Origin of the sequence: Rhodococcus wratislaviensis (assembly GCF_900455735.1) — a bacterium.
Taxonomy (GTDB): Bacteria; Actinomycetota; Actinomycetes; order Mycobacteriales; family Mycobacteriaceae; genus Rhodococcus_F; species Rhodococcus_F wratislaviensis.
The window spans coordinates 109523-134752 of the sequence record NZ_UAUI01000003.1 but is presented as its reverse complement, the minus strand read 5'-3'; the positions used below and the strand labels follow the sequence as shown (position 1 = coordinate 134752).

Below are 25230 nucleotides of genomic sequence, written 5' to 3'. Positions count from 1 at the left end.
GGACTCAGGCCATGGTCGTGTGCCACACGATGGCGGCGGCGAGCGCACCCGCGCCGTTCAATGACCAGTGCAGCGCGATGGGCGCGATCAGACTGCCGCTGCGGCGACGGAGCCAGGTGAACACGACGCCCGCGGCCGCGGTCGCGACCACCGCCGCGAGGATGCCGAGCACCTGACCGAGGACGCCGCCGCCGAGGAAGCTGGACAGCCCCTTGTTGCCCGACGTCAGTCCCAGCGAAGACGCGATGTGCCAGAGACCGAACATCAGCGAACCCGCCGCGAAGACACCACGGGCGCCGTACACGCGGTCGAGGGTGCCGTGCAGCACGCCGCGGAACGCGAGCTCCTCGGGGATGACCGTCTGCAACGGGATGACGATCATCGACGCGATGAGCGCACCGGACAGGGTGGCGTACCGGTCGGCCATGAAGAAGGGGCGGGTGATCGGCAGGGCTGCGCCGATCGCCACGACGCCGATCACGAGTCCCATCGCCGCCAGCGCGTACAGCGAACCCTTTCGCCAGTGCCGGGGCGAGAGCCCCAGTTCTGCCCAGCCGAGCCCGCGGCGCCGCGTGAGAACGAGCAGCACGACAGCGGCGATCGGAACGGTGGCGATACTCGCCCACGCGGTGGTGAAGTGCGCGATCAGATTCGTGGCCGCGAGGACGACCACCACGATCGCGATGTCCAGGTAGGCATGCAGCACGGGACGCTTGGCGCGTGCACCGGACTTCTCGCCGTCGACAGCTCCGGCGTACTGGACTTCAAGGGTCATTCGGCCGGCCGATCTGCTTCGTGTACACGCATCAAGTCAAGTGTACGGATTCGCCTCCGAAACCTCTGTGAGCCACGCCACTGCGCAGGTCGAAGCATGCCCCCGCGTCACAGGGCCGCCTGAGCCCGCGGCTAGCCTGAATACGAACTTCACACAACCCGCTGTCCAGGAGATAGAATGGCCGACTTCCTCTACGAGGACTTGCTGCCGATCGGTGAGGACCCCACCGAGTATCGGCTGCTGACCACCGAGGGGGTGTCGACTGTCGAAGGACCCGACGGCCGCACCTTCCTGTCCGTCGAGCCCGAGGCGCTGCGGCTGCTCACCGAGACCGCGCTCCACGACATCTCGCACTACCTGCGCAGCGACCATCTGACGCAGCTCGCGAGCATCCTCGACGATCCCGAGGCGTCGGGCAACGACAAGTTCGTGGCACTCGATCTGCTCAAGAACGCCAACATCTCCGCCGCCGGCGTGCTGCCGATGTGCCAGGACACCGGTACCGCGATCGTCATGGGAAAGCGCGGCCAGCACGTCCTCACCCCCGGCGACGACGAGAAGGCCATCGCCCGGGGCGTCTATGACGCCTACACCCGGCTCAACCTGCGGTACTCGCAGAACGCGCCGATCACGATGTGGGACGAGAAGAACACCGGGAGCAACCTCCCCGCCCAGATCGAGCTCTACGCCGACACGGCGAGCGGGCACGAGAACGCCTACAAGTTCCTGTACATGGCCAAGGGCGGCGGCAGCGCCAACAAGTCCTACCTGTTCCAGGAGACCAAGGCGATTCTGAACCCGGACGGCATGATGCGGTTCCTCGAGGAGAAGATCCGCGCCCTCGGCACCGCAGCCTGCCCGCCGTACCACCTCGCGATCGTCGTCGGCGGCACGTCCGCGGAGTTTGCGCTCAAGACGGCCAAGTACGCGTCGGCGCACTACCTCGACGAACTCCCGAACGAGGGGGCGATCACGGGCCGCGGCTTCCGCGACCTGGAGCTCGAGGAGAAGGTGCTCGAGCTGACCCGTCAGATCGGCATCGGCGCACAGTTCGGCGGCAAGTACTTCTGCCACGACGTCCGCGTCATCCGCCTCCCCCGCCACGGTGCGTCACTGCCCGTCGCACTGGCCGTGTCCTGCTCGGCGGACCGGCAGGCCAAGGCGAAGATCACCCCCGAGGGCGTCTTCCTCGAGCAGCTCGAATTCAACCCCGGCAGGTTCCTCCCCGAGGTCACCGACGCCCAGCTCGACGCCGAGACCGACGGTGTCTCCGGCACCGGCAAGGGCGCGGCCGTGAAGATCGACCTCACCAAGCCGATGCCGGAGATCCTCGCCGAGCTGTCCAAGCACCCGGTGAAGACACGACTGTCGCTCACCGGCCCGCTCGTCGTCGCACGCGACATCGCCCACGCCAAGATCAAGGAGCGGCTCGACGCCGGCGAGGACATGCCGCAGTACCTCAAGGACCACCCGGTGTACTACGCCGGTCCGGCCAAGACCCCCGACGGCATGGCGTCCGGTTCCTTCGGACCCACCACCGCCGGTCGCATGGACTCCTACGTGGAGCAGTTCCAGGCCGCGGGCGGCTCGATGGTGATGCTCGCGAAGGGCAACCGCTCCAAGCAGGTCACCGACGCGTGCAAGTCGTACGGCGGCTTCTACCTCGGGTCCATCGGCGGTCCCGCGGCGCGTCTCGCCCTCGACTGCATCAAGAAGGTCGAGATCGTCGAGTACGAAGAGCTCGGCATGGAAGCGGTCTGGAAGATCGAGGTCGAGGACTTCCCCGCGTTCATCGTGGTCGACGACAAGGGCGAGGACTTCTTCGCCGGTGTCTCCACCCCCACCCTCACCATCGGCAAGCGCCCCGGCCTGTAGGCGGCTCCGCCGCCCGTGAGTGGTTGACGAGTCCCTGGACTCGTCAACCACTCACGGGTGCTACGCGCCTACCGCGATCTCGATCACCGGATTCTTCGCCGGGTCGAGCCGGCCGAGGACTGTGGCCAGCGTGTCGCGGTCGATGGCGACACAGCCTTCGGTGGTGGTGCCGTCCGTGACGTGCAGGAACATCGCCGACCCGAGGCCGGGAATGCGGGCGGCGTTGTAGCCGATCGCGACCGCGTAGTCGTACAGCGGGCCGGCCGCGTAGAGGTTCTCACTGTTACCACCGGGGCTCGCATCCTGCCGGACGTGCGTGTTGTACGTCGGCGAGAGCGAATTCGAATCCCACCAGTCCCGCCGATCCGATTGGAAGTACGGCATCGCCGTCTCGGGGGCGGGCTGCCTGCCGAACGCCTGCGCCAGCGGAAAGACACCGGCCGGCGTGCGGGTGGAGAATTCGTTCGCCGCACCGATTCCTTCCGCGCCGACGTCGGCAGGGACGGGGCCCGCGAACACCTGCCACGTGCCGTCCGCATTCCGTTCCCACGCGGTCAGTTCGGCGACCACTGCCCCCGCGGACGGGGCGTAGACCGTGATCACCTGGTCCGAGGCGCCGGAGAAGACCGCTCGGTCCGGGGCCGCGGAGGCGCCAGGTGCCAGCACCAGCCCGATCAGAGCCACCATCAGTCCCGCCAACCACAGTCGACCCACCCGTAACGTCGTCATGGGGCGAGTGTTCCATCCTCGGGCAGTCGTCGCGAGATTTTCCCTCCCCGCTGCTACACGCGGCAGAGGATCTCGCTGTGCAGGAGCGCGAACCAGCCGTCGTCCTCCCGCACCCACGAACGCCAGCCCGCCGCGATGCGTTCCAGGTCCGCCGCGGTGGCGAGCCCCAAGTCGAGCGCCCGGTCCGCGTAGTTCGACTGCAGCGAGCGATCGGCCCAGGACCCTCCCCACCACTCGCGATCCTCGTCGGAGGAGAAACACCACGTGCTCGCAGTGTTCACGACGTCGCCGAGACCCGCCTCGTGCGCCCACGCCCGCAGGCGGCGGCCCGCGTCCGGTTCACCACCGTTCGCCCGCGCGATGGCCTTGTACAGCGTCAGCCATTCGTCGAGTGCCGGTGTCGCCGGAAACCACGTGAAGGTGCCGTAGTCCGCGTCGCGGGCGGCGACGATCCCGCCGGGCCTGCACACCCGCTTCATCTCGCGCAATGCCTGCACCGGATCTCCGACGTGTTGCAGGACCTGATGTGCATGCACGACATCGAAGCTGTCGTCGGGAAAGTCGAGGGCGTGGACGTCGGACACGACGGTCAGGGTGTTCGGGACTCCCCGCTTGGCGAACTCGTTCCGGGCCAGGGACAGCGCCTCATCGGTCATCTCGACGGCGGTGACGACTCCGGGAGCGACGAGTCCCGCGAGGTCGGCGGTGATCGTGCCCGGCCCGCACCCGACGTCGAGCAACGTCATGCCTGCGCGCAGGTGCGGGAGCAGGTAGCCGGCGGAGTTCTCGGCGGTGCGCCATCGATGGTTCCGCAGCACCGATTCGTCGTGTCCGTGGGTGTAGACCGTCTCGTCGCCGTTCATGCCTCCGACGCTAGCAACCTCGACCAGATAATGGGATCATCATCTCACCATCCAAGATCGCGGGAACCCCGGTCGCGGCAGGTCGTGAGTGTTACGTTGTTGCACACCAACAGGCAACCGAGGGACTGCCATGACTTTCAGCCTCGCTCTCACTCCGGCGCAGAAAGACCTCGTCGAGCGGACGCACGCCTTCGCGGAGAATGTGATCCGGCCGGTGGCGGCCGAGCACGACCGCGCGCAGGAGTTCCCGTGGGACGTTCTCGAGAAGGCCGCACAAGAGGGCTTCTACAGTCCGCTGTTCTACCGCGACCTCATCGGCGACCCGACGGGACTATCTCTTCCCCTGTTCATGGAGGAGTTGTTCTGGGGTTGCGCCGGAATCGGGCTGGCCGTCGTGATGCCCGCGCTGGCGCTGTCGTCGATCGGGCAGGCCGCGACGCCCGAGCAGATGCTGCGGTGGGCGCCCGAGTGCTTCGGCGAGCCCGGCAACCTGAAACTCGCCGCACTGTGCATCTCCGAACCCGAGGGCGGCAGCGACGTGCGGAATCTGCGGACCACCGCGACGCGCGACGGCGACGAGTGGGTGATCGAGGGCCACAAGATGTGGATCGGCAACGGGGGAATCGCCGACGTGCACGTCGTGAACGCCACCGTCGATCCGGATCTGGGCCATCGCGGGCAGGCGCTCTTCGTGGTGCCCGGCGGAAGCCCGGGTATCGAACTCGTCCGCAAGCTCGACAAGCTTGGCTGCCGCGCGTCGCACACGGCGGAGCTGAAATTCCATCAGGTTCGGGTGCCCGCCGACCATCTGCTCGGCGGCGACGACAAGCTGCAGAACCGCATGCGGAAGGCCCGTGAGGTGCAGGAGGAGGTGGCCACCGGCGCGCCGCGACGGAAATCTTCCACCCTCGGCACGTTCGAGCAGACCCGGCCCATGGTCGCAGCTCAGGCGCTGGGCATCGCCCGCGCCGCGCTCGAATACGCCACCGAATACGCGAACCGCCGGGAGGCATTCGGCGGCCCGATCATCGACAACCAGGGCATCGCGTTTCCGCTGGCCGACCTCGCGACCCAGATCGACGCCGCGCGACTGCTCACGTGGCGGGCGTCGTGGATGGCGGCGGCGGGCGTGGAGTTCCGCCACGGCGAGGGCTCGATGGCGAAACTCGCGGCGTCGGAGGTCGCGGTGAAGACCACGGAACGCGCACTGCAGACGATGGGCGGGTGGGGGTACATCAGCGACCACCCCGTCGAGAAGTGGTACCGGGACGCCAAGCTGTACACCATCTTCGAGGGCACCAGCGAGATTCAGCGGATGGTGATCGGGCGCGCTCTCGGCGCCGCGGACGGCGCCCCGCCCCTGCACTTCGATCAGCCGACCGAGGGATCCGCCTTCAACCGGCGGTTCGGCAGGGGCACGTCCGTGCGCACGAAGGCAGGCGAATTCGTGATGTCGATGAAGGACCGGATGCCCGAGTCCGCGCAGCGACTGGCGATGAAAATCCTTGCTCCACCGAAGAAGTGAACCCTGTGAGATCAGGTCCAGAGAGCTGCCACCAGTACGGTGACGATGCCGAGCCCACCGACCACGTGGACCAGGTTCTGGTTCTCCTGCCCCTTGTTCTGCTTGCCCCGGACGATCTCGGCGAGCGCGACCACCACCAGTGAGAGCAGAAGCTTCACACCGATCTTGACGTGGTTGTAGTCCTTGTCCAGTGCGGCCTCGCCGAGCCCGACCAGGATCAGTCCCGTCACGAACTGGAGCCGCGCACCCCACACCATGACCTCGGAGATCCGCGGCGCCCCGAGCACCGCGAAATAGCCGCCGACGAGGGCGGCCATGCCGAGCAGGTGGCAGACGAAGACGAGGTTGTAGACGACGGTCATCTCCGCAGCCTAGCGACCTGCCCGGTCAGCCGGATACGATTCCCGCCTCGATCGCCGCCTCCCGGTACGACGCGGCCAGCGTGGCGACGGTTTCGTGGGCGTTCAGTCCGCTGGGGTTCGGGACCAGCCACAACTCCGCGCCCTCGAGGTCGCGCGGCTGCTTGCCCTTCTTCGCGGCACGCTCCCCGAAAGCCGTGCGATAGGCGGTGATTCCGGCGACGGCGACCACCCGGGGAGTGGTGTCGCGGACCACGGTGCGCAAGCGCTCGGCGCCGACGGCAAGCTCCTCACCGGTCAACTCGTCCGCCTTCGCCGTGGCACGCGGGGCCAGGTTGGTGATGCCGACGCCCCGCTCGATCAGGTGCTCGCGATCCGCGTCCGACATCCCTGCCGTCGGATCGATCGGACGCTCGATGATCCCCGCGGCCAGCAGAGCCGGATAGAACCGGTTGCCCGGGCGCGCGAAATGTGCCCCGGTCGCGGCCGTCCACAGTCCCGGGTTGATCCCGACGAACAACAGTCGGCAGCCCGGTCCGATGAGGTCCGCAACCTCGGCATCGCGGAACGACTCCAACTCCGCACGCGTGAAGCTCACAGTCGGCCCGCCTCCGTCAGCCCCGCGACGGTGTCGGCCAGGGTCTCCGCCGAATCGCGGTACTTCACACCCAGTTCGCTCTCGCTCGGCCGGTCGTCGGTGTCCGGCATCCGCGTGTAGTACTCCATCGCGGCCTCGGAGATCGGGGTGTCGATGTGGACGAACCGGTCGACGGCGTCGACCAGCCTGCCCACCAGGCGCAACGCGACGTCCGGAACGGGGAACACCCCCATCCATTTGCCCGTGATCACGCTCAGCATCTCGGAGATCCCCGCGATCGGAATCCGGGGACCACCGAGCATGTACCGGCGGGCGCCGCGCCCCGGCTCGAGGAGGGCGGCGTGCGCGCTCGCCACCTCCCGGACGTCGACCATCGTCCACGCGGCGCTCCGCCCGGGCAGACCCCGCAGGTGGACGGCGGCCTCGACTGCCTGGGCGGCCTCGCCGAACTGGTTCCCGGCCGGCGGGCCGACGATCATGCCCGGATAAGTGATCGCGATCGGTGCGCCGTCGGCCTGAAGGTCGCGAGCGTACTGCTCCACACGCGCCTTGCTCCGGCCGTAGGCATCGGGAGGCCCGCACACCGGAAGGTCTGGAGTGAGCATCCGGGCGTCGGGCTGGAACAGTGCGGCGATACTCGAGACGTAGACGATCGGGTCGAGGCCCAACTCGACCGCGATTCCCAGCACGTTCTGTGCGCCGGCCAGGTTGGTCTGCAGCATCTCCTCCGCGCGGCGCGGGTCGACCGCGACCACGGCCGCGGCGTGGATGACGGCGTCGCAGCCGTCCAGCGCGCGGCGCACGGACTCGGCGTCCGTGATGTCACCGACCACGTGATCGGACGTGTCGAGTCCGAGTGCCGCGGCACTGGTCACGAGGCGAGCAGGATCCCGCACGAGGAAGCGCACCCGGTGGCCGGCGTCCACCGCCGCCTTCGCGCTCCATGCCCCGACGAAACCTGTTCCCCCCGTGACCAATACCAGCAACGTGAACTACACCGTCCTGGCGAGACGGTTGGCGAGCATGGTGGTGAACCGGGCGGGATCCTCGAGTTCGCCGCCCTCGGCCAGCAACGCCATCCCGTAGAGCAGCTCCGCGGTCTCCCCCAGCGCCGGATCCTCGTCGCGTTCGCCGTGCGCCTCCCGCAGCCCGGTGACGAGCGGGTGGGTCGGGTTCAGCTCGAGGATGCGCTTCGTGACGGGAACGGGCTGCCCGGACGCCCGGTACATCCGCTCGAGTGCCGGCGACATGCTGAACGCGTCGCCGACGATGCAGGCCGGTGACGTGGTCAGCCGCGTCGACAGCCGCACCTCCTTGACCTGCTCGCTCAGCGCGTCGGCCATCCAGGAGAGCAGGCCGGCGAAGTCCTTCTCCTGCTCCTCCCGCTCCGACTCGTGCGCCTTCTTGTCTTCCTCGGTGTCGAGATCGACCTCGCCCTTGGCGATCGACTGGAACGACTTGCCGTCGAACTCGGGGACGGCACCGACCCACATCTCGTCCACGGGGTCGGTGAGCAGCAGCACCTCGAAGCCCTTCGCACGGAACGCCTCCATGTGCGGTGAACTCTCGAGCAGCTGCCGGGATTCGCCGGTGGCGTAGAAGATCTGGTCCTGACCGTCCTTCATGCGCGCCACGTAGTCTTCGAGCGAGGTCAGCTCGTCCTCGCTGTGGGTGGACGCGAACGACGAGATACCCAGTAGCACCTCCCGATTGTCGGTGTCCGACATCAGGCCTTCCTTGACCGCACGGCCGAACTCCGCCCAGAACGTGCGGTAGTCGTCGGGCCGCTCGGCCTTCAGGTCCTTGATCGTGGTGAGGACCTTCTTGGTGAGCCTGCGCCGGATCGCGCGAATCTGCCGGTCCTGCTGAAGGATCTCACGAGACACGTTGAGGGACAGGTCCTGAGCGTCGACCACACCCTTGACGAAGCGGAGGTACTCCGGCATCAGCTGATCGCAGTCGTCCATGATGAAGACGCGCTTGACGTACAGCTGCACACCCGTCTTCCCGTCCCGCATGAACAGGTCGAACGGGGCGTGGGACGGGATGAACAGCAGGGCCTGGAACTCGAACGTGCCCTCCGCTTTCATCGGGATGACCTCGAGCGGATCGTCCCAGGCGTGGGCGATGTGCTTGTAGAACTCCTTGTACTCTTCTTCGGAGACGTCGTCCTTCGAGCGCGCCCACAGCGCCTTCATCGAGTTGATCGTCTCGGACGTCGTGGTGACCTCGTCCTCGCCGTCGCCCTCCGCGGGGACCGTGCGCTCGACGTTCATCCGGATCGGCCACGCGATGAAGTCGGAGTAACGCTTGACGAGTTCCTTGATCTTCCGTTCCGACGTGTAGTCGTGCAGGTGATCCTCGGCGTCCTCGGGCTTGAGGTGCAGGGTGACGGAGCTGCCTTGCGGGGCGTCGTCGACCGCCTCGATCGTGTAGGTGGCCTCGCCGCTCGACTCCCAGCGCGTGGCCTCGCTCTCGCCGGCCTTCCGCGTCAGCAGCGTGACCTTGTCGGCGACCATGAACGTCGAGTAGAAGCCGATGCCGAACTGTCCGATCAGTTCCTCGGAGGCGGCGGCGTCCTTCGCTTCCTTCAACTTGCGGCGCAGGTCTGCGGTGCCGGACTTGGCCAGCGTGCCGATGAGGTCGACGACCTCCTCGTGGGACATGCCGATGCCGTTGTCGCGGACGGTGAGCGTGCGCTGCTCCGCGTCCACCTCGATCTCGATGTGCAGATCCGACGTGTCGACGTGGAGTTCCTTGTTGCGGAAGGCTTCGAGCCGCAACTTGTCCAGCGCATCGGAGGCGTTGGAGATGAGCTCCCGCAGGAACGAGTCCTTGTTGGAGTACACCGAGTGGATCATGAGGTCCAGGAGCTGGCGGGTCTCCGCCTGGAACTCCAGTTGTTCGATTTTCGTGCTCACTTCGATTCCCTTCGACAGCAGAACCCTCGACACCAGATTCGTCGTCGGAATGATAGCCCGCGGCCGAATACCGGATTCATCGCGGCGAGAGGTCAGGATCCCGCCGCACCCGTGCCGAGACGGTCAGCCGGCGGCGTCCTCCTTCAGGGTGTACGCGACCAACGCGTTGGCGTGGCCGTGCCCGAGGCCGTGCTCGGACTTCAGCCAGCTCACCAATTCCATGTGCTTGGTCAGCTCGGACGCCCGGATGAGCGTCTGCCATTCACTGATCGGCCGACCGTACTTCTCCTCGATCGACGGGAAATAGGACGCGGGCCCCTTCACTGGTTCAGCCATGCGCGACAGGCTACCGGCACCCGCCGACACATACTGTCCGACAAGCATCTTCGGATGTCGCGCCCTCGCCGACGCCGACGTCCGTAAGCTGACTGCATGGAACGAACATCGGCAGGATGACGTCATGGCGGAGCTGATTCTGGGGCCACTGCTGAGACATGTCGGCACGAGCGACGCGACGGTGTGGGTCGAGACGTCGGAGGCGTGCACCGTCCGGGTCCTCGGCCACGAGGAACGCACGTGGAACGTGTCGGGTCACCACTATGCACTCGTCGTCGTGGAGGGTCTGGAGCCCGGGTCGACCACCCCGTACGAGGTAACCCTCGACGGCCGCCCGGTGTGGCCGTTACCGAGTGCCGTCCCGTCGGTGATCCGCACGCTCCGGGAGGACGACGACACGCTCGTCCTCACGTTCGGGTCGTGCCGGTTCGCCACGATGTCCACGACGGAGGGCAACCGGCACCTCGGCGCCGACGCCCTGGACGCGTATGCGGTGCGGATGGCCGAACAGTCGCCGGACCAGTGGCCCGACGCCCTGCTGCTGCTCGGGGATCAGGTGTACGCCGACGAACTCTCCCCGGAGACCGAGGCCCGGGTCGCCGAGATCCACGACGTGAACGAACCACCGGGGCCGCAGGTGCGCAATTTCGAGGAGTACACCTGGCTCTACGCCGAATCGTGGACGGACCCTCAGGTGCGCTGGCTGATGTCGACGGTGCCGACGTCGATGATCTTCGACGACCACGACGTCCGGGACGACTGGAACACCTCCGAGTCCTGGCGCGCCGAAATCGAGGCCACGTCGTGGTGGGAGGAGCGCATCGTCGGCGCGCTGTCCTCGTACTGGGTCTACCAGCACCTCGGGAACCTGGCGCCGAGCCACCTCGCCGAAAACGAACTGTACCAACGCGTTCGGAAGCACGGCGGCGACGTCGAGCCGATGCTCCGCGAGTTCGCGTCGGCCGCCGACGAGGAAGCGGACGGGGCCAAGGGCATGCAATGGTCGTATCGCCGGGACCTCGGGGCCGCGAGGCTGCTCGTCATCGACTCGCGGTGCGGTCGCATCCTCTCCGGCGGTCGCCGCGAGATGGTGTCCGACCCCGAATTCGCGTGGATCGAACATCAGACCGAGGGCGACTACGACCACCTGCTCGTCGGGACGTCACTACCGTGGCTGCTGCCTCGCGCCCTTCACGACCTCGAGTCCTGGGACGAACGGCTCGCCGCCGGGTCCCGCGGCCCGCGGGTGGCGGCCGTGGCGGAGAAGATCCGGCGGGGTGCGGACCTCGAGCACTGGGCGGCGTTCCGTGACTCGTTCGACCGGCTGGCCCGCCTCTTCGCCGAGGTCGGCGCAGGCCGCAAGGCCGGCCCGGCCGGCCGGGCGCCGTCCACCATCTCGGTGCTGTCCGGCGACGTCCACCACGCCTACGTCGCGCAGGCGCACTACGCCGAGAAGCTGCAGTCACTGGTGTACCAGCTGACGTGCTCACCCCTGCACAACTACGTTCCGGCCGCCATGAAAGTGACGTTCCGGATCTCGTGGCGGCGCGCCACCGAGCGGACCGTGCGTTTCATCCTCGGCCGGGTGTCGCGGGTGCCACCCGTCCCCATCGACTGGTCGAAGGTCGCCGGACCGTTCTTCGGCGACCAGGTCGCGACGCTCCACCTGAACGGACGGGCCGCCCGCCTCGTGATGGAACAGGCACGCAACGACAGCGACGGCACGCCCCGCTTCAAGACCATGACCGACCTCGAGTTGACGACGGGAAACGACTACTGACGCTGCTCGGCCGTCGCCTTCAGCTGCGCGAGCCCCTTCTCGAAGTCCTTGCCCACCATCTTGTCCATCGGGAAGAGGACTCCCACGATCTTGAAGAAACGGTTGGTCTTGCCGGTCATCTGCCAGCGGACGGTGGTCCCGGCGCTGTTCGGCTCGAGGAGGAACGTCGTGACGTTGTCGGCCTTGAACGGTTTGAGGAACTTCAGGTCGAGCACGACCTTCGAACCGGGCACCGACTCGGTGATCACCATCGACCCCGCCCCCGCCTTGCGATTGCCCTCCCAGGCGTAGGCGGCGCCGACGCCCGACTCCGGGCCGGAGTACGTGCGCTTCAAATCGGGATCGACGTTCTCCCACGGCGACCACGACTGCCACTGCCGGAAGTTGTCGAGAAGCGGCTGAACGACGTCGGGGCTCGCATCGATGACGGTGGAACGTTCGACGAGGAAGTCGTCCGAGGCCATGCCGGTCTCCATTCGGTAGCGGGTGTGGTGGAACGAGGTCGCGCCCACCTGTCCAGGTGGAAGATAACGCCTCGCCGGCGGTCGCGCGCGCGGTATCGTCGGGAGCGACCCAACGACAGTGCTGTGGTGGGGGTAGCAGTGACGACCGAGACGGATCTGATCCGCAATATCGCTCTGGTGGGACATCAGGGTAACGGGAAGACGACGCTCGCGGAGGCGATGCTGTTCCGCGCCGGTGTCGTCACCCGGCCCGGACGCGTCGAGAGCGGTAACACCGTGCTCGACACCCAGCCGGAGGAACACGACCGAACCCAGTCGCTGACGCTCGGCCTGGCCTCCTTCTCGTGGGGCGACTACCGGATCAATCTCCTCGACCCGCCGGGCTACGCCGATTTCGTCGGCGACGCGATGACCGCGCTCCGGGTCGCGGACGTCGCCGTGTTCGTGATCGACGGAGTCAGCGGTCTGCAGGTGAACGACGAGTTGCTGTGGCAGGTGGCCGGCGAGCGATCCATCCCGCGCATCCTGTTCGTGAACAAGATGGACAAGGAGCGGGCGTCGTTCGATGTCGTCCTGGCCGGGATCCGCGACCATTTCGGGTCCGGAGTCGAGCCGGTCGACCTGCCCGTCGGCGAAGCGTCGGCGTTCACCGGGGTCGCCGATCTCCTCACCGAGCACGTCATCCTCTACGACAGCGGGTCCGCGAACACGAGCGACGAACTGCCCGCCGACATCGCCGACCGCGAGCACGAACAGCACGAGCATCTCGTGGAGGACGTGGTCGAGATCGAGGACGACCTGCTCTCGAAGTATCTCGACGGGGAGGACATCTCCGTGGCCGAACTCGAGCACGCCCTCCGCGCGGGTTTCGCCGCGGGCTCGCTGTGGCCGGTGCTGTGCGGGTCGGCCGTCGATGCGATCGCCGTCGACCGGTTGCTCGACTTCGTGTGCCGGATCGCGCCCGCACCGTCGGAGGTCCCCGGCATCGAGGTCGTCGGCGACGGGGTCGCGGAGGTGCGGTGCGATCCGTCCGGAGACCCGCTCGCGTACGTCTTCAAGACGCAGACCGACGAATACGTCGGTCAGGTGGCGCTGTTGAAGATCCTCTCCGGCACCGTGCATGCCGACGACATCCTCGTCAACCAGCGCACCGGTGCGAAGGAGCGCCTGCACAACCTCCTTCGCGTCCTCGGCAGCAAACACACCGCGATCGACACCGCGGAGGCGGGCGACATCGTCGGCGCCATCAAGCTGACCGACGTCTCGACGGGCGACACCCTCGCGCCGATCGGCTCGTCCCTCACCGTGCCCCCGATCGTGCACCGGCGTCCCGTCTACGGAATTGCCGTGGCCGCCGAGAGCGCGGGCGACGAGGACAAACTGGCGACCGCCCTGGCGGAGCTCGTCAGCGACGACCCGACGCTGGAGGTGACCCGCGACAGCGAAACCCATCAGACGGTGGTCCGGGGCGCCGGCGACGTGCACGTGCAGGTGGCGCTGACCCGATTGAAGCGGCGGTACGGCATCACCCTCCAGACCGAACCGGTCAAGATCGCCTACCGCGAGACGCTGCTCGGCACCGTGGAGACGGAGGGCCGCCACAAGAAGCAGAGCGGCGGCCACGGCCAGTTCGGGGTGGCGACCGTCCGCTTCGAGCCGCTCCCCCGGGACGAGGGCTACGAGTTCGTCGACGAGACCCGCGGTGGCGTGATACCCAAGTCCCTCATTCCCGCCGTCGGCAAGGGAATCGCCGAATCGATGGGACGCGGAGGCCGGCACGGATTTCCGCTCGTCGACCTGCGGGCCACCGTTCTCGACGGCAAACATCACTCGGTCGACTCCGACGATTTCAGCTTCCGGATGGCGGGGGCACTCGCCCTCCGTGCGGCCATCGACAAGGTGGGCACTCTCGTCCTCGAACCCGTCGACCACGTCGAGGTCACGGTGCCGTCGGCGCTCCAAGGTGACGTGATGGCGGATCTCGGACGGCGGCGCGGCCAGATCGAGGGCACCGAACCGGCAGGGGACGGCGAGATCACCGTGATCGCGTCGGTGCCGACGAGCGAGGTCACCGACTATCCGGTCGCCCTGCGCTCGATGACACACGGGCGTGGCCGTCTCGCACTGAGTTTCAAGTGCTACCAGGAGCGGCCCGAACCGCGCTGACACTGAACGCTTCGTGAGCCGCCGCTAGTGCTCGCGACCGGTCCGCAGCCGCGCGGCGAGTTCCGCGCGGCTGCGGACCCCGGCCTTCGCGTACACCGATTTCAGGTGGTCCTGGACGGTGTTCACCGTGATGCCGCGGCGGTCCGCGATCTCGGACGTCGCGTAGCCGGCCATCACGTCGGCACACACGTCACGCTCGCGTGCGGTCACCGCATACGCCGCGAGCAGCAGTCCCGTGAGCTCGCCGCCGACCGCGGGTTCGAGGGTGACCACCGTCTGCGGTTCGTCGCCGCCGATCAGGGCCGTGGCGCGCACCAGAATCCAGCCTCCCTCCGCATCGCGGACACGCGCCTTGAAGATCCCCGAACCGCTCGACCGCGCCCCGAACGTGGCGGCCCGCAACACGACGGTAAGCCTGCCCGGGGCCACCGCGTCGAAGCGATCCTGCCAACCGCGGGCAGCGGCCGTGAGGGCAACCGGATCGCCGGCGGCATCGGTCAGCACCACCGCCGGACCCTGGTCACCGCCACCGGAGATCGCCGGGGCGTGCACGGACGCGGCCCGTGTCGCGACCGCCAGGCCGGGGGCCACGAGCGTGAGGAACTCGAGCTCACGGTCGGTGAAATCCGGTCCGGACCGCACGAATCCTGCTGCGCCCCAGCACACGCCGTCGACGCGGAACACGAGGCGGACCTCGCTGCCGAGCCCCAGCGGCGCCCACACCGCGCCGTGACGGATGCTGTGCGCCACGTCGTCCGCGGGTAGGTCCGAGGCCCGCGCGACGGTTCGGCCACTGCGGGCGAGTTCGGCGAACGTGCCCGGATCATCGCCGTTGTACTCGGATTCGGCGAGCAGCGGCTCGTACTGCTGCGGTATCCGGCTGCGCCCGCTGGTCATCGAACTGATCGCGAGTGTCTCCGGGTCGAGCATCGCCCAGCACGTCAGGTCGCTGCGCACTGTCTCACCGACCAGTTCGATGGCGCGCTCGTGCAGCTGCGTGACACCGGCACCCGATCCCGCGACCGCAAGCACCTCCCGGCGCAGCTTTTCCGCCCGGACCTCCAGCATGCACACAGTATGCGCTGGTCACAGGCACACCACCATCCCAGATTCCGGGGATGGGCAGCGAGGTGCGCCGGTTCTACCGTCGCAGTATGTCCACCCACGTTCACGTCATCAGAGCAGGCGACGGCAGGCACCTCACCGCACCGGACGCCGACATCACGGTCCTGGTCGGTGGCGATCACGCCGGCCGGGCGTACGAAGTCTTCCTCGTCGAAGCGTCCCGGTACGCACCGGACGGCCCGCTGCACGCCGAGCCGTGGTCGAAGTCCTACCACGTGCTGCGCGGCCGGATTCTCGTCCAGGCCGGAGACACCGGATACGAGCTCGAGGCCGGGGAAACCATCGCCATCGAGGCGGGAACGATGAATACGTTCACGGTCCTCTCCGAGTCCGCCGACTTCCTCCTCGTCACCGCCGGGGCGTCCAACAGCGGCTTCTTCGGTGACCTCGACGCGGTCGGCCGTGGCAGGTACTCGCCGGAGGAAATGGACCGGCTGCTGCACGAGGTCACCGACCGGTACGGCGTCGAACTCGCGACCGGGGCAGGTGCGCCGTGATCATCGTCGCGCAGATCGCCACACTGATCGCCGCAGGCGTGCACCTGCTGGCGTTCGTGTGGGAATCGTTCCTGTTCCGCAGGCCGTCGGTACACGAGGGCATCTTCCGGATCCCGAGCGGCGACGTGCCCGCCGCCCATCTGTGGGCGTTCAACGTCGGTTTCTACAACCTGTTCCTCGGTTCCGGCGCCATCGCCGGCGTCATCCTGTGGTGGGCGGGCCACGACACTCCGGGTCGCACCCTCGTCGTCTACACCTGCCTCTTCATGTTCCTGGCGGGCATCGCCCTGGCCGTGTCGGACCGCATGGCACTCAGCCGACAGCGCGGCGACGGCGTCGTCGGCGCACTGTCACAGAGCGTGCCCCCGCTGGTGGCCCTGATCGCGCTGGCGATCGGGTGACACCCACGGCGTCCGATTGCCAGGAACTTCTCAGGGTCGACCGAACGGATCCTGATTCGCGGTCGGCATGATGGGAGCCATGTCCCAGGTGACCGTTCTCGCTGTCGGTGGCACCGGAGAGTCCCACCCCGACGACCACCGACGCCACGTCACCGGACTGTTGCGTGACGTCACCGACGCCCTCGACGACCGGTTCGCGTCGCGGTGGGTCGGCTATCCGGCGTCGTACGGGCCGGTCGCGGCGGGCGGACTGAGTTACCGGCAGAGCACCGAGGTCGGCGTCCGCCGCTTGATCGACGCCATGGAGGACGCTCCCGGACCGGTCATGCTGATCGGGTACTCGCAGGGATGCACCGTGATCCGTGAGGTGCTCGGGCAGATCGCCACCGGGGCCCTGCGCGCCGACAACCTCTCCGCGGTGGGTCTGGTCTCCGACCCCGAGCAGCCCGCGGGGGTGGTACCGGGCTGCCGCGGGCGCGGTGTCGCGGGCGACGGCGCCCCGATCCCGGACTCGGTGCCGGTGCAGTGGATCGCGCACCCGGACGACATGATCTGCAATGCCAGCGAAGACAGCTATGTGCGCGACATCGCGGACCTCACCCGGTGGATGTCGTTTCGCGCGATGCGGACGTGGCTTGCGCAGACGTGGGAACTGATCCGCAACAACAGCTTCCAGAACGCGACCAAGACACGTGTCAGCCCTCGGCAGTGGCGCACCGACCTGCGCCGCCTGCGGACCGCGGCGATCGAGGTGCTCGGCTACCTTCCGCCGCGCCTCGTCTGGCGCGGTGTGCGCGTCGTCAACGCACGGGGCGGGCGGCACGTCGCGTACGCCAGCGAACCACTCGATGCGAGCGGGCTCACCGGATGCCAGATCCTCGCCCAGTGGCTGCAGGTGCGGGCGACGTTCGAACCGCCTCTGCGCGTCGCGGCGTAAGGGTCGCGCCGATCAGGCGTCACCGCGCGGACGCAGCGGAGTGAGCATCCGGCGGGGTGCACGCAGAGCCACGGCGACGGCATCGCTGCGGGGATGGACTGCCTCCCCCGGTCCCGGCGCGACCACCAGGTCCTCGGGGCCCGGGATCGTGCCGCAGTCGGGGCATTGCCCGAAACGATCGAGTTGCGTTCCGCACTCCGCGTGCGAGAACACGCGGCCCGGGTAGCTGCCGGGCGACACGTACTGCTCACCCCATTGCGAGAGCGCATAGATGCTCGGCCACAGAGCTTTTCCGGCCTCGGTGAGTTCGTATTCGGGATGACCGCCGTCTGCGACCCGGACGAGCACTCCGGCCTCGACGAGAGCGGTCAGCCGATCAGTGAGGACGGCGCGGGAGATGTCGAGGTGGGCGAGCAGATCGCTGAAGCGGCGGACGCCGTAGAAACAGTCGCGCAGCACGAGCATCGTCCACCGCTCACCCACCACCTCGAGGGCGCGAGCGAGGTTGCAGTTCTGCTGCGAGTACCCGGTTCCCAGTGCCACGCCCACATGCTATCGCACCTCAGTCTTGTCACCAGACCAAATTAGTTCTAAGTTCAGTCTTGTGAACAGACCAACCGCGCTTGCCCCACCGATTCGCGCACGCTCGCCCCGCCCGGGGACCACACTGTCCGTCGCATCGCTCGGGACGTTCGTCGCCCTGGTCGCGTTCTGCGCCCCGCTGGGCAACATGCCCACCGTTGCCGCGGCTCTCTCGGCAGGCCCGGCAGCGCAGACGTGGATTCTCAGTTCGATGAGCGTGGGCCTCGCCGCGGTCCTGCTGACCGCGGGCGCACTCGCCGACGACTACGGCAGGCGCCGGGTGTTCCACTGGGGCGCCTGGCTTCTCGCGGTGGGCGCCGTGGTCGGCGCGGTCAGTCAGGAACCCGTCCTGTTCATCGTCGGGCGACTGATCCAGGGAGTTGCGGGCGCGGCATTGATCGCGGCCAGCCTCGGCGCCGTCGCACACGCCTTCACCACGCCGGCGGCGCGGGCGACGGCGAGCGGGATCTGGGGCGCGAGCGTCGGCGCCGGCATCGCCGTCGGCCCCGTCCTCGCGGGCCTCCTCGACCTCGCCGGGTGGTGGCGCGGCTTGTACTGGGCACTCGCCGTCGCGTCACTCGTGATCGGACAGGTCGCGACACGTGCACTGGCGGAATCACGCTCCGCCGTCCCGAAGCGGATCGACGTTCCGGGAGCGGTCACGCTGTGCGCCGCGATGGTCCTGGTGCTCGTCGCACTCGTCGAGGGCAGGCAGGGGAACACCGCCGCCACCGTGCTCTGCGGTGTCGGCGCAGCCGTGTTCACCCTCGCCTTCGTCGCGGTCGAGCGGCGGCGACCGTTCCCGATGCTCGACCTCGCGTTGTTCCGTCGACGCGACTTCCTGGCCGCCACCCTCGCGGCCCTCGCGACCGGGGCCGGCATCATCGGCCTGATGTCGTTCGCGTGCACGTTCCTGGTCAAGACGATGCACGTCAGCACGCTGGCCGCGGCCGGCGTGATCGCCCTGTGGTCGGGCACGAGTGTCGTGGCGTCGCTGCTCGCCCGCCGACTCCCCGCCCGGCTGGCCGGGTCGCCGCAACTCGTCATCGGACTCGCCGGCGTCGGCGTCGCCATGCTCACGATGACAGGCCTCTCCCCCGACTCGTCCCTGCTGCGCCTCGTCCCGGGACTGCTGCTCGCCGGCGTCGCCAGCGGGCTGCTCAACGCCGGCCTCGGCCGCCAAGCCGTCGCCAGCGTGCCCGCCGACCAGGGCGGACTCGGCAGCGGCGCCAACAACACCGCCCGCTACCTCGGCTCGTCCATCGGCGTCACCGTCGTCAGCATCATCGCCCTCGACCCGGCAGGCACCGTCGACGGCATGGTGTCGGGCTGGAACCATGCGGCCGTCACCACGGGGTTGATCTCACTCGTCGGCGCAGGAGTCGTCGGATTGCTCGTGCGGGGCGCAGCCGTCAGACGTTGAAGCGGAACTCCACCACGTCGCCGTCGGCCATGGTGTAGTCCTTGCCCTCCATGCGGACCTTGCCCGCGGCCTTGGCTGCGGCCATGGATCCGGCGGCGACGAGGTCGTCGAAGGAGACGATTTCGGCCTTGATGAAGCCGCGCTCGAAGTCGGTGTGGATGACGCCGGCAGCCTGCGGGGCGGTGTCGCCCTTGTGGATGGTCCAGGCGCGCGATTCCTTGGGGCCCGCGGTGAGGTAGGTCTGCAGGCCGAGGGTGTGGAAGCCGGTGCGGGCGAGTGCGTGCAGGCCGGGCTCGGACTGTCCGATCGAGTCGAGCATCTCCTGCCGGTCCTCTTCGTCCAGTTCGAGCAGCTCCTGCTCGACCTTGGCGTCGAGGAACACGGCGTCCGCGGGGGCGACGGAGGCGCGCAGTTCGGCGACCTTCGCTTCGTCGGTGAGCACGGCCTCGTCGGCGTTGAACACGTACAGGAACGGCTTGGTGGTGAGCAGGCTCAGCTCGCGCAGCAGCGCGAAGTCCAGCTTGTCCTTCGCGCTGAACAGGGTGTTGCCCTCGTCGAGGACTTCCTGCGCCTTCAGCGCCTCCTCGTGGATGGGCTTGAGTTCCTTGTTCTTCTTCGCTTCCTTCTCCAGACGCGGCAGCGCCTTCTCCAGCGTCTGCATGTCGGCGATGACGAGCTCGGTCTCGATCACCTCGATGTCGGATGCCGGGTCCACGCGGCCGTCGACGTGCACGACGTCGTCGTCGTTGAACACGCGAACCACCTGACAGATGGCGTCGGCCTCGCGGATGTTGGCGAGGAACTTGTTGCCGAGGCCGGCGCCCTCGGAGGCACCCTTGACGATGCCGGCGATGTCGACGAACGACACCGTGGCGGGCAGGATGCGCTCGGAACCGAAGATCCGGGCGAGCTCGGACAGCCGCGGATCCGGCAGTTCGACCAGGCCGACGTTGGGTTCGATGGTCGCGAACGGGTAGTTCGCGGCCAGCACGTCGTTGTTGGTCAGCGCGTTGAACAAGGTGGACTTGCCGACGTTGGGCAGTCCGACGATTCCGAGGGTAAGGCTCACGGTCGTTGGATTCTACGGCGTCGGCGACCGATCAACGACCATCGGCCTCACCAGCTGGAGGTATCGCTGTTCGCGACGAGCGCGATGATCAGGATGGCGTACCCGACGACGAAGACGACGATCAGCGCCACCCAGATCCACAGGGCGATCTTGCCGAGTGCCTTGGCACGGTCCGACGCGTACTGGGCGCCCTGGTAGTCGCCCATCGCCCACTTCGGGTAGACGTCGTGGACGTGGTTGAACGCCGCGAACGCGAGCGGCCAGAAGAAGAGGACGGCGGCCACCGCCCACCCGGCGTTCGAGGGCGGCAGCGGCGGCGGGCCGTACTGCCCCGGGTACGGCTGCGACTGCGCCGGCTGCTGTTGCTGCGTCGGGTACTGGTAGCCGAACGCACCCGTGTCGCCGGGCTTCGGCGGCACCGGATTACTCGACGATTCCGGATTGCTCGGTGACTCCGACATGACTCCCCCTGTCGTGGCAGCTGACCTCGTGCGTCCACTATTCCACCTGCCTCCCCATGTGAGTGGGAAAGTGCGCCGGAGTACGCGTCGGCACTCACGTGAGGTTCTACTCTCAGCGAGTGACCCGCTGGTTGATCGTCCTCGCGATATGGATCCTCGGACTGGGCGCTCTCGCCCTGACCCTCGGTGTGGCGACCGGGTGGTGGTTCGCCGCGGTCGTCGTTCTCGCGCTCGCAGCCCTGGGGACGTGGGATCTGCTGCAACGGCGGCACAGCATTCTGCGGAACTACCCGGTGCTGGGGCACGCACGGTTCCTGCTCGAGAAGATCCGCCCCGAGATCCAGCAGTACTTCATCGAATCGTCCACGGATGGAACGCCCTTCGACCGCGACACCCGCGACCTCGTCTACGAGCGCGCCAAGGGCACCCTCGCCGAGGAACCGTTCGGCACCGAACGGGACGTGCACGCCGTCGGCTACGAGTTCATGGCCCATTCGCTGCGCGCCCGGATGGCGCCGCCCGAGCCGCCGACCGTCCGCCTCGGCGGCCCCGACTGCGAACGGCCCTACGACATCGCGCTTCTCAACGTGTCGGCGATGAGCTTCGGCTCGCTCTCCGCCAACGCCATCGAAGCCCTCAACGCCGGGGCCGCACGCGGCGGGTTCGCCCACGACACCGGCGAAGGCGCGATCAGCCCGTACCACCGCAAACACGGCGGCGACCTGATCTGGGAGATCGCGTCCGGCTACTTCGGCTGCCGGACGGACGACGGCCACTTCGACCCCGGCAAGTTCGCCGAACACGCGGCCTCAGACCAGGTGAAGGCCATCTCGATCAAGCTGTCGCAGGGCGCGAAACCCGGGCTCGGCGGTGTGCTGCCCGGAGCGAAGGTGTCACGGGAGATCGCCGAGACCCGCGGCGTGCCGGCCGGACAGACGGTGATCTCCCCGCCCTCGCACACCGCGTTCTCCACCCCGAACGAGCTGATCGACTTCATCGTCACCCTGCGAAAGCTCTCCGGCGGCAAACCCGTCGGGTTCAAATTGTGCGTCGGATCGCGCACCGAGTTCCTCGGCATCTGCAAGGCGATGCTCGAACGCGACGTCACCCCGGACTTCGTCATCGTCGACGGCTCCGAGGGCGGAACCGGGGCCGGTCCAGTGGAATTCGAGGACAACATGGGCATGCCCCTGACCGAGGGGCTGATGCTCGTGCACAACGCGCTCACCGGCGCCGGACTGCGGAACCGCATCAAGATCGGCGCGTCCGGGAAGGTCGCCAGCGCATCCGACATCGTCAAACGGATCATCCAGGGCGCCGACTTCACACTGGCCGCCCGCGCGATGATGTTCGCCGTCGGGTGCATCCAGGCGCAGATGTGCCACACCAACCGCTGCCCCGTCGGGGTGACGACGCAGGACCCGGCGCGAACCCGCGCACTCGACGTCCCCGACAAGGCGGCCAGGGTGTTCCGGTTCCAGAAGTCGACGGTGGCCGGCGCCCAGCAGATGGTGGCATCGATGGGTCTCGACAGCTTCGACCAACTGACACCGGCGATGCTCAACCGGCGGATCGACGGCGTCACCACCCGCACCTATGCGGAACTGTACGAGTGGCTGATGCCCGGTGAACTGCTCGAGGATCCGCCCTCGGATTGGCTCACCGACTGGATCGACGCCGATTCGTCTCGCTTCTGACGTCGTTTTTTCGTCGAACCGAACGTCGGCACAATAGGGTGACGGGGGCCACAAAAGATGTGGCAACTGTCGACGGCGTCACCCCTGGCACACAATGACGACGGGGGCGCTGGGAAGGAGTTCGCGATGGCCCTGAGAGCCGCCCCCGAATCCGAGATCGAGTACCTGAAAACGGATCCGGACCTGCCAGCGGTCGGCGTCGTGGACCGCACCCCCATCTCACCGGCGGCGCGGATCACGTTCGCCGTCCTCGGCCTTCTCGGCGGCATCGCCTGGGTGATGATCGCGTTCGTCCGCGGCGAGAACATCAACGCCGTCTGGTTCGTGGTGGCCGCCGTCTGCACGTACCTCATCGCCTACCGCTTCTACGCGCGGCTGATCGAGCGCAAACTCGTCCAACCCCGTGACGACCGGGCCACCCCCGCCGAGATCCTGGAGAACGGCAAGGACTACATGCCGACGGACCGGCGGGTGCTGTTCGGGCACCACTTCGCCGCCATCGCCGGCGCAGGCCCCCTCGTCGGCCCCGTCCTCGCCGCGCAGATGGGCTACCTGCCCGGCACGCTGTGGATCATCATCGGCGTCGTCTTCGCCGGAGCCGTCCAGGACTTCCTCGTCCTGTGGATCTCGACGAAACGCCGCGGACGCAGCCTCGGTCAGATGGCCCGCGACGAACTCGGCGTCGTCGGCGGTGTCGCCGCCATGATCGGCGTCTTCGTCATCATGATCATCCTCATCGCGGTGCTCGCCCTCGTCGTCGTCAACGCGCTCGCGGAAAGCCCGTGGGGTGTGTTCTCCATCGCCATGACCATCCCGATCGCCCTGTTCATGGGCGTCTACCTGCGGTACCTGCGCCCGGGCAAGGTCGCGGAGGTGTCGCTGATCGGCGTCGTGCTGCTGCTCCTGGCCATCGTGTCGGGCGGCTGGGTGGCCGACACCGGATGGGGCGCCGACTGGTTCACGCTCTCCAAGGTGACCATCGCCTGGCTGATGATCGCCTACGGTTTCGCCGCATCCGTACTGCCCGTGTGGCTGCTGCTGGCCCCGCGCGACTACCTGTCGACGTTCATGAAGATCGGCACGATCCTCCTGCTCGCCATCGGCATCCTGGTCGCACGACCCACCATTCAGATGCCGGACGTCACCACCTTCGCGATCCAGGGCAACGGTCCCGCCTTCGCCGGATCGCTGTTCCCGTTCCTGTTCATCACCATCGCGTGCGGCGCGCTGTCCGGCTTCCACGCCCTGATCGCGTCCGGCACCACCCCCAAACTGCTGGAGAAGGAGAAGCAGACCCGCCTGATCGGCTACGGGGGCATGCTCACCGAGTCGTTCGTCGCGATCATGGCGCTCGTCACCGCGTGCATCATCGACCAGCACCTGTACTTCGCGCTCAACGCGCCGGCCACCCTCACCGGTGGGACCCCCGAGACGGCCGCCGCGTATGTGAACAGCCTCGGACTGTCCAGCCCGAACATCACCGCGGACACCCTCTCGCAGGCTGCGGCGGGCGTGGACGAGGAGTCCATCATCTCGCGCACCGGCGGTGCGCCGACGCTCGCGTTCGGCATGTCGCAAGTGCTCAGCCAGTTCCTCGGCGGCGCCGCCCTCAAAGCGTTCTGGTATCACTTCGCGATCATGTTCGAGGCGCTGTTCATCCTCACCACCGTCGACGCCGGTACCCGTGTCGCCCGGTTCATGCTGTCCGACTCGCTCGGCAACTTCGGCGGACCCGCCCGCAAATTCAAGGATCCGTCGTGGCGGGTCGGAGCCTGGGTGTGCTCGCTGGCCGTCGTCGGCCTGTGGGGCGCCATCCTCCTGATGGGCGTCACCGACCCGCTCGGCGGAATCAACACCCTCTTCCCGCTCTTCGGCATCGCGAACCAGTTGCTCGCCGCAATCGCCCTCACCGTGGTGCTCGCCGTCGTCATGAAGAAGGGCCTCTTCAAGTGGGCATGGATTCCCGGCGTCCCACTCGTCTGGGATCTCATCGTGACCATGACCGCGTCCTGGCAGAAGATCTTCTCCGGCAACACCTCCGTCGGCTATTGGTCCCAGCACGCCGCGTTCAAGGAAGCGAAGGAAGCCGGCAAGACCAGTTTCGGTTCGGCCAAGACCCCGGAGGCCATCGACGCCGTCATCCGCAACACGTTCATCCAGGGCACCCTGTCCATCGTGTTCGCCGGACTCGTCCTCGTCGTCGTGGTGGCCGGCGCGCTCGTCTGCATCAAGGCGTTCCGGGCCGGCGGACTGCCGACCACCGAAGCGCCCGAGGAACCGTCGAAGATCTTCGCCCCGGCCGGATTCGTCCCCACCGCCGCCGAGAAGGCACTCGAAAAGGAATGGAACGAACTGATCGCTTCGGGCGCCGTGCGCGCGCCCGGTGCCGCACACACCCATACGGACAGGGCACATCACCATGATGAATAGGGTCGTGGGGGCCGTCCGGACCGCCTGGTGGTGGACCGGGTCGCTGATGGGCGACCACGACTACAGCAGATACGTCGAACACCTTCGCCGGAACCATCCGGACGCCGAGGTGCCGACCGAGCGCGAGTACTGGAAGGCGCGCTACGCGGACGCCGACACGAACCCGGGTGCCCGCTGCTGCTGACCTCACCGACCCGTCCCGGCGTCCCCCAGTACT

Annotated in this window: 24 protein-coding genes; 11 read left to right on the top strand and 13 right to left on the bottom strand. The window is 67.9% G+C overall.

All coding sequences use genetic code 11. The features are described 5' to 3' along the window. Positions 1–4 precede the first annotated feature (4 nt). Positions 5–775 (bottom strand): CPBP family intramembrane glutamic endopeptidase, encoded by a 771-nt coding sequence (locus tag DTA22_RS07945; RefSeq protein ID WP_037231569.1) that lies wholly within the window; start codon positions 773–775, stop codon positions 5–7. Between the two features lie 177 nt (positions 776–952). On the opposite strand from DTA22_RS07945, the gene DTA22_RS07940 reads away from it, so the two are divergent. Then, the gene (locus DTA22_RS07940; protein ID WP_037231567.1) at positions 953–2650 is read left to right on the top strand and encodes a fumarate hydratase; all 1698 of its coding nucleotides are present in this window, start codon (positions 953–955) and stop codon (positions 2648–2650) included. Between the two features lie 60 nt (positions 2651–2710). Here DTA22_RS07940 and DTA22_RS07935 read toward each other — a convergent pair whose 3' ends face one another. Both DTA22_RS07935 and DTA22_RS07930 read right to left on the bottom strand, forming a co-directional pair. Further along, positions 2711–3379 (bottom strand): L,D-transpeptidase family protein, encoded by a 669-nt coding sequence (locus tag DTA22_RS07935; RefSeq protein ID WP_112299113.1) that lies wholly within the window; start codon positions 3377–3379, stop codon positions 2711–2713. Positions 3380–3432: 53 nt separating this feature from the next. After that, positions 3433–4242: a class I SAM-dependent methyltransferase gene (locus DTA22_RS07930; RefSeq protein ID WP_112299112.1), complete on the bottom strand. Its 810-nt coding sequence runs from the start codon at positions 4240–4242 to the stop codon at positions 3433–3435. A 130-nt stretch (positions 4243–4372) separates the two neighbouring features. Here DTA22_RS07930 and DTA22_RS07925 point away from each other — a divergent pair, with 130 nt between their 5' ends. After that, a complete protein-coding gene (locus DTA22_RS07925) occupies positions 4373–5767 on the top strand; it encodes an acyl-CoA dehydrogenase family protein (protein ID WP_112299111.1) in 1395 nt (464 codons plus the stop codon). An 11-nt stretch (positions 5768–5778) separates the two neighbouring features. Here the strand turns inward: DTA22_RS07925 and DTA22_RS07920 are convergent, their stop codons facing one another. The 5 genes from DTA22_RS07920 to DTA22_RS07900 form a co-directional block, all read right to left on the bottom strand. Beyond that, positions 5779–6129, bottom strand: a complete 351-nt coding sequence (locus DTA22_RS07920) for a hypothetical protein (RefSeq protein WP_112299110.1) — start codon at positions 6127–6129, stop codon at positions 5779–5781. A 25-nt stretch (positions 6130–6154) separates the two neighbouring features. Then, complete coding sequence (locus DTA22_RS07915; RefSeq protein ID WP_037231557.1) at positions 6155–6724, bottom strand: mismatch-specific DNA-glycosylase; 570 nt, start codon at positions 6722–6724, stop codon at positions 6155–6157. Continuing rightward, complete coding sequence (locus tag DTA22_RS07910) at positions 6721–7710, bottom strand: NAD-dependent epimerase/dehydratase family protein (protein WP_112299109.1); 990 nt, start codon at positions 7708–7710, stop codon at positions 6721–6723. The genes DTA22_RS07915 and DTA22_RS07910 overlap by 4 nt, the downstream gene beginning before the upstream one ends. A gap of 6 nt (positions 7711–7716) precedes the next feature. Beyond that, a complete protein-coding gene (gene htpG, locus DTA22_RS07905) occupies positions 7717–9645 on the bottom strand; it encodes a molecular chaperone HtpG (protein ID WP_112299153.1) in 1929 nt (642 codons plus the stop codon). Between the two features lie 123 nt (positions 9646–9768). After that, complete coding sequence (locus DTA22_RS07900) at positions 9769–9981, bottom strand: DUF4287 domain-containing protein (RefSeq protein WP_112299152.1); 213 nt, start codon at positions 9979–9981, stop codon at positions 9769–9771. A gap of 124 nt (positions 9982–10105) precedes the next feature. Here DTA22_RS07900 and DTA22_RS07895 point away from each other — a divergent pair, with 124 nt between their 5' ends. Further along, positions 10106–11761, top strand: coding sequence for an alkaline phosphatase D family protein (locus DTA22_RS07895; protein ID WP_112299108.1), 1656 nt, complete (start codon positions 10106–10108; stop codon positions 11759–11761). Here the strand turns inward: DTA22_RS07895 and DTA22_RS07890 are convergent. Next, positions 11755–12225: an SRPBCC family protein gene (locus DTA22_RS07890; RefSeq protein WP_112299151.1), complete on the bottom strand. Its 471-nt coding sequence runs from the start codon at positions 12223–12225 to the stop codon at positions 11755–11757. The genes DTA22_RS07895 and DTA22_RS07890 overlap by 7 nt on opposite strands. Positions 12226–12363: 138 nt before the next feature. Here DTA22_RS07890 and DTA22_RS07885 point away from each other — a divergent pair, with 138 nt between their 5' ends. Continuing rightward, positions 12364–14391, top strand: a complete 2028-nt coding sequence (locus DTA22_RS07885; RefSeq protein WP_037231550.1) for an elongation factor G — start codon at positions 12364–12366, stop codon at positions 14389–14391. 24 nt (positions 14392–14415) lie between these two features. On the opposite strand, the gene DTA22_RS07880 is transcribed toward DTA22_RS07885, so the two are convergent. Next, the gene (locus DTA22_RS07880) at positions 14416–15459 is read right to left on the bottom strand and encodes a helix-turn-helix transcriptional regulator (RefSeq protein ID WP_174233770.1); all 1044 of its coding nucleotides are present in this window, start codon (positions 15457–15459) and stop codon (positions 14416–14418) included. Positions 15460–15545: 86 nt separating this feature from the next. On the opposite strand from DTA22_RS07880, the gene DTA22_RS07875 reads away from it, so the two are divergent. From DTA22_RS07875 to DTA22_RS07865, 3 genes are all read left to right on the top strand, one after another. Then, complete coding sequence (locus tag DTA22_RS07875) at positions 15546–16013, top strand: cupin domain-containing protein (RefSeq protein ID WP_112299150.1); 468 nt, start codon at positions 15546–15548, stop codon at positions 16011–16013. Next, entirely contained in the window at positions 16010–16414 is a 405-nt protein-coding gene (locus DTA22_RS07870) for a DUF1304 domain-containing protein (protein ID WP_112299106.1), read from the top strand. Before DTA22_RS07875 ends, DTA22_RS07870 begins: the two co-directional genes overlap by 4 nt. 67 nt (positions 16415–16481) lie before the next feature. Then, complete coding sequence (locus DTA22_RS07865; protein WP_112299105.1) at positions 16482–17351, top strand: cutinase family protein; 870 nt, start codon at positions 16482–16484, stop codon at positions 17349–17351. Between the two features lie 12 nt (positions 17352–17363). On the opposite strand, the gene DTA22_RS07860 is transcribed toward DTA22_RS07865, so the two are convergent. Further along, positions 17364–17900, bottom strand: coding sequence for a winged helix-turn-helix transcriptional regulator (locus tag DTA22_RS07860; RefSeq protein WP_112299104.1), 537 nt, complete (start codon positions 17898–17900; stop codon positions 17364–17366). Between the two features lie 55 nt (positions 17901–17955). Between DTA22_RS07860 and DTA22_RS07855 the strand changes: the two genes are divergently transcribed. Next, positions 17956–19356, top strand: coding sequence for an MFS transporter (locus DTA22_RS07855; RefSeq protein WP_112299103.1), 1401 nt, complete (start codon positions 17956–17958; stop codon positions 19354–19356). Here DTA22_RS07855 and ychF read toward each other — a convergent pair. Together ychF and DTA22_RS07845 are read right to left on the bottom strand one after the other, a co-directional pair. Continuing rightward, complete coding sequence (gene ychF, locus DTA22_RS07850) at positions 19346–20425, bottom strand: redox-regulated ATPase YchF (RefSeq protein WP_112299102.1); 1080 nt, start codon at positions 20423–20425, stop codon at positions 19346–19348. The two genes, DTA22_RS07855 and ychF, sit on opposite strands and share 11 nt — an antisense overlap. Before the next feature lie 47 nt (positions 20426–20472). Then, a complete protein-coding gene (locus tag DTA22_RS07845; protein ID WP_112299101.1) occupies positions 20473–20886 on the bottom strand; it encodes a CD225/dispanin family protein in 414 nt (137 codons plus the stop codon). A 119-nt stretch (positions 20887–21005) separates the two neighbouring features. Here DTA22_RS07845 and DTA22_RS07840 point away from each other — a divergent pair, with 119 nt between their 5' ends. From DTA22_RS07840 to DTA22_RS07830, 3 genes are all read left to right on the top strand, one after another. After that, positions 21006–22583 (top strand): FMN-binding glutamate synthase family protein, encoded by a 1578-nt coding sequence (locus tag DTA22_RS07840; RefSeq protein WP_037231538.1) that lies wholly within the window; start codon positions 21006–21008, stop codon positions 22581–22583. Positions 22584–22709: 126 nt separating this feature from the next. After that, positions 22710–25013 (top strand): carbon starvation CstA family protein, encoded by a 2304-nt coding sequence (locus DTA22_RS07835; RefSeq protein WP_037231695.1) that lies wholly within the window; start codon positions 22710–22712, stop codon positions 25011–25013. After that, on the top strand, positions 25006–25197 hold the full coding sequence (locus tag DTA22_RS07830) for a YbdD/YjiX family protein (protein WP_037231693.1): 192 nt from the start codon (positions 25006–25008) through the stop codon (positions 25195–25197). The genes DTA22_RS07835 and DTA22_RS07830 overlap by 8 nt, the downstream gene beginning before the upstream one ends. The last annotated feature ends 33 nt before the right edge of the window (positions 25198–25230 follow it).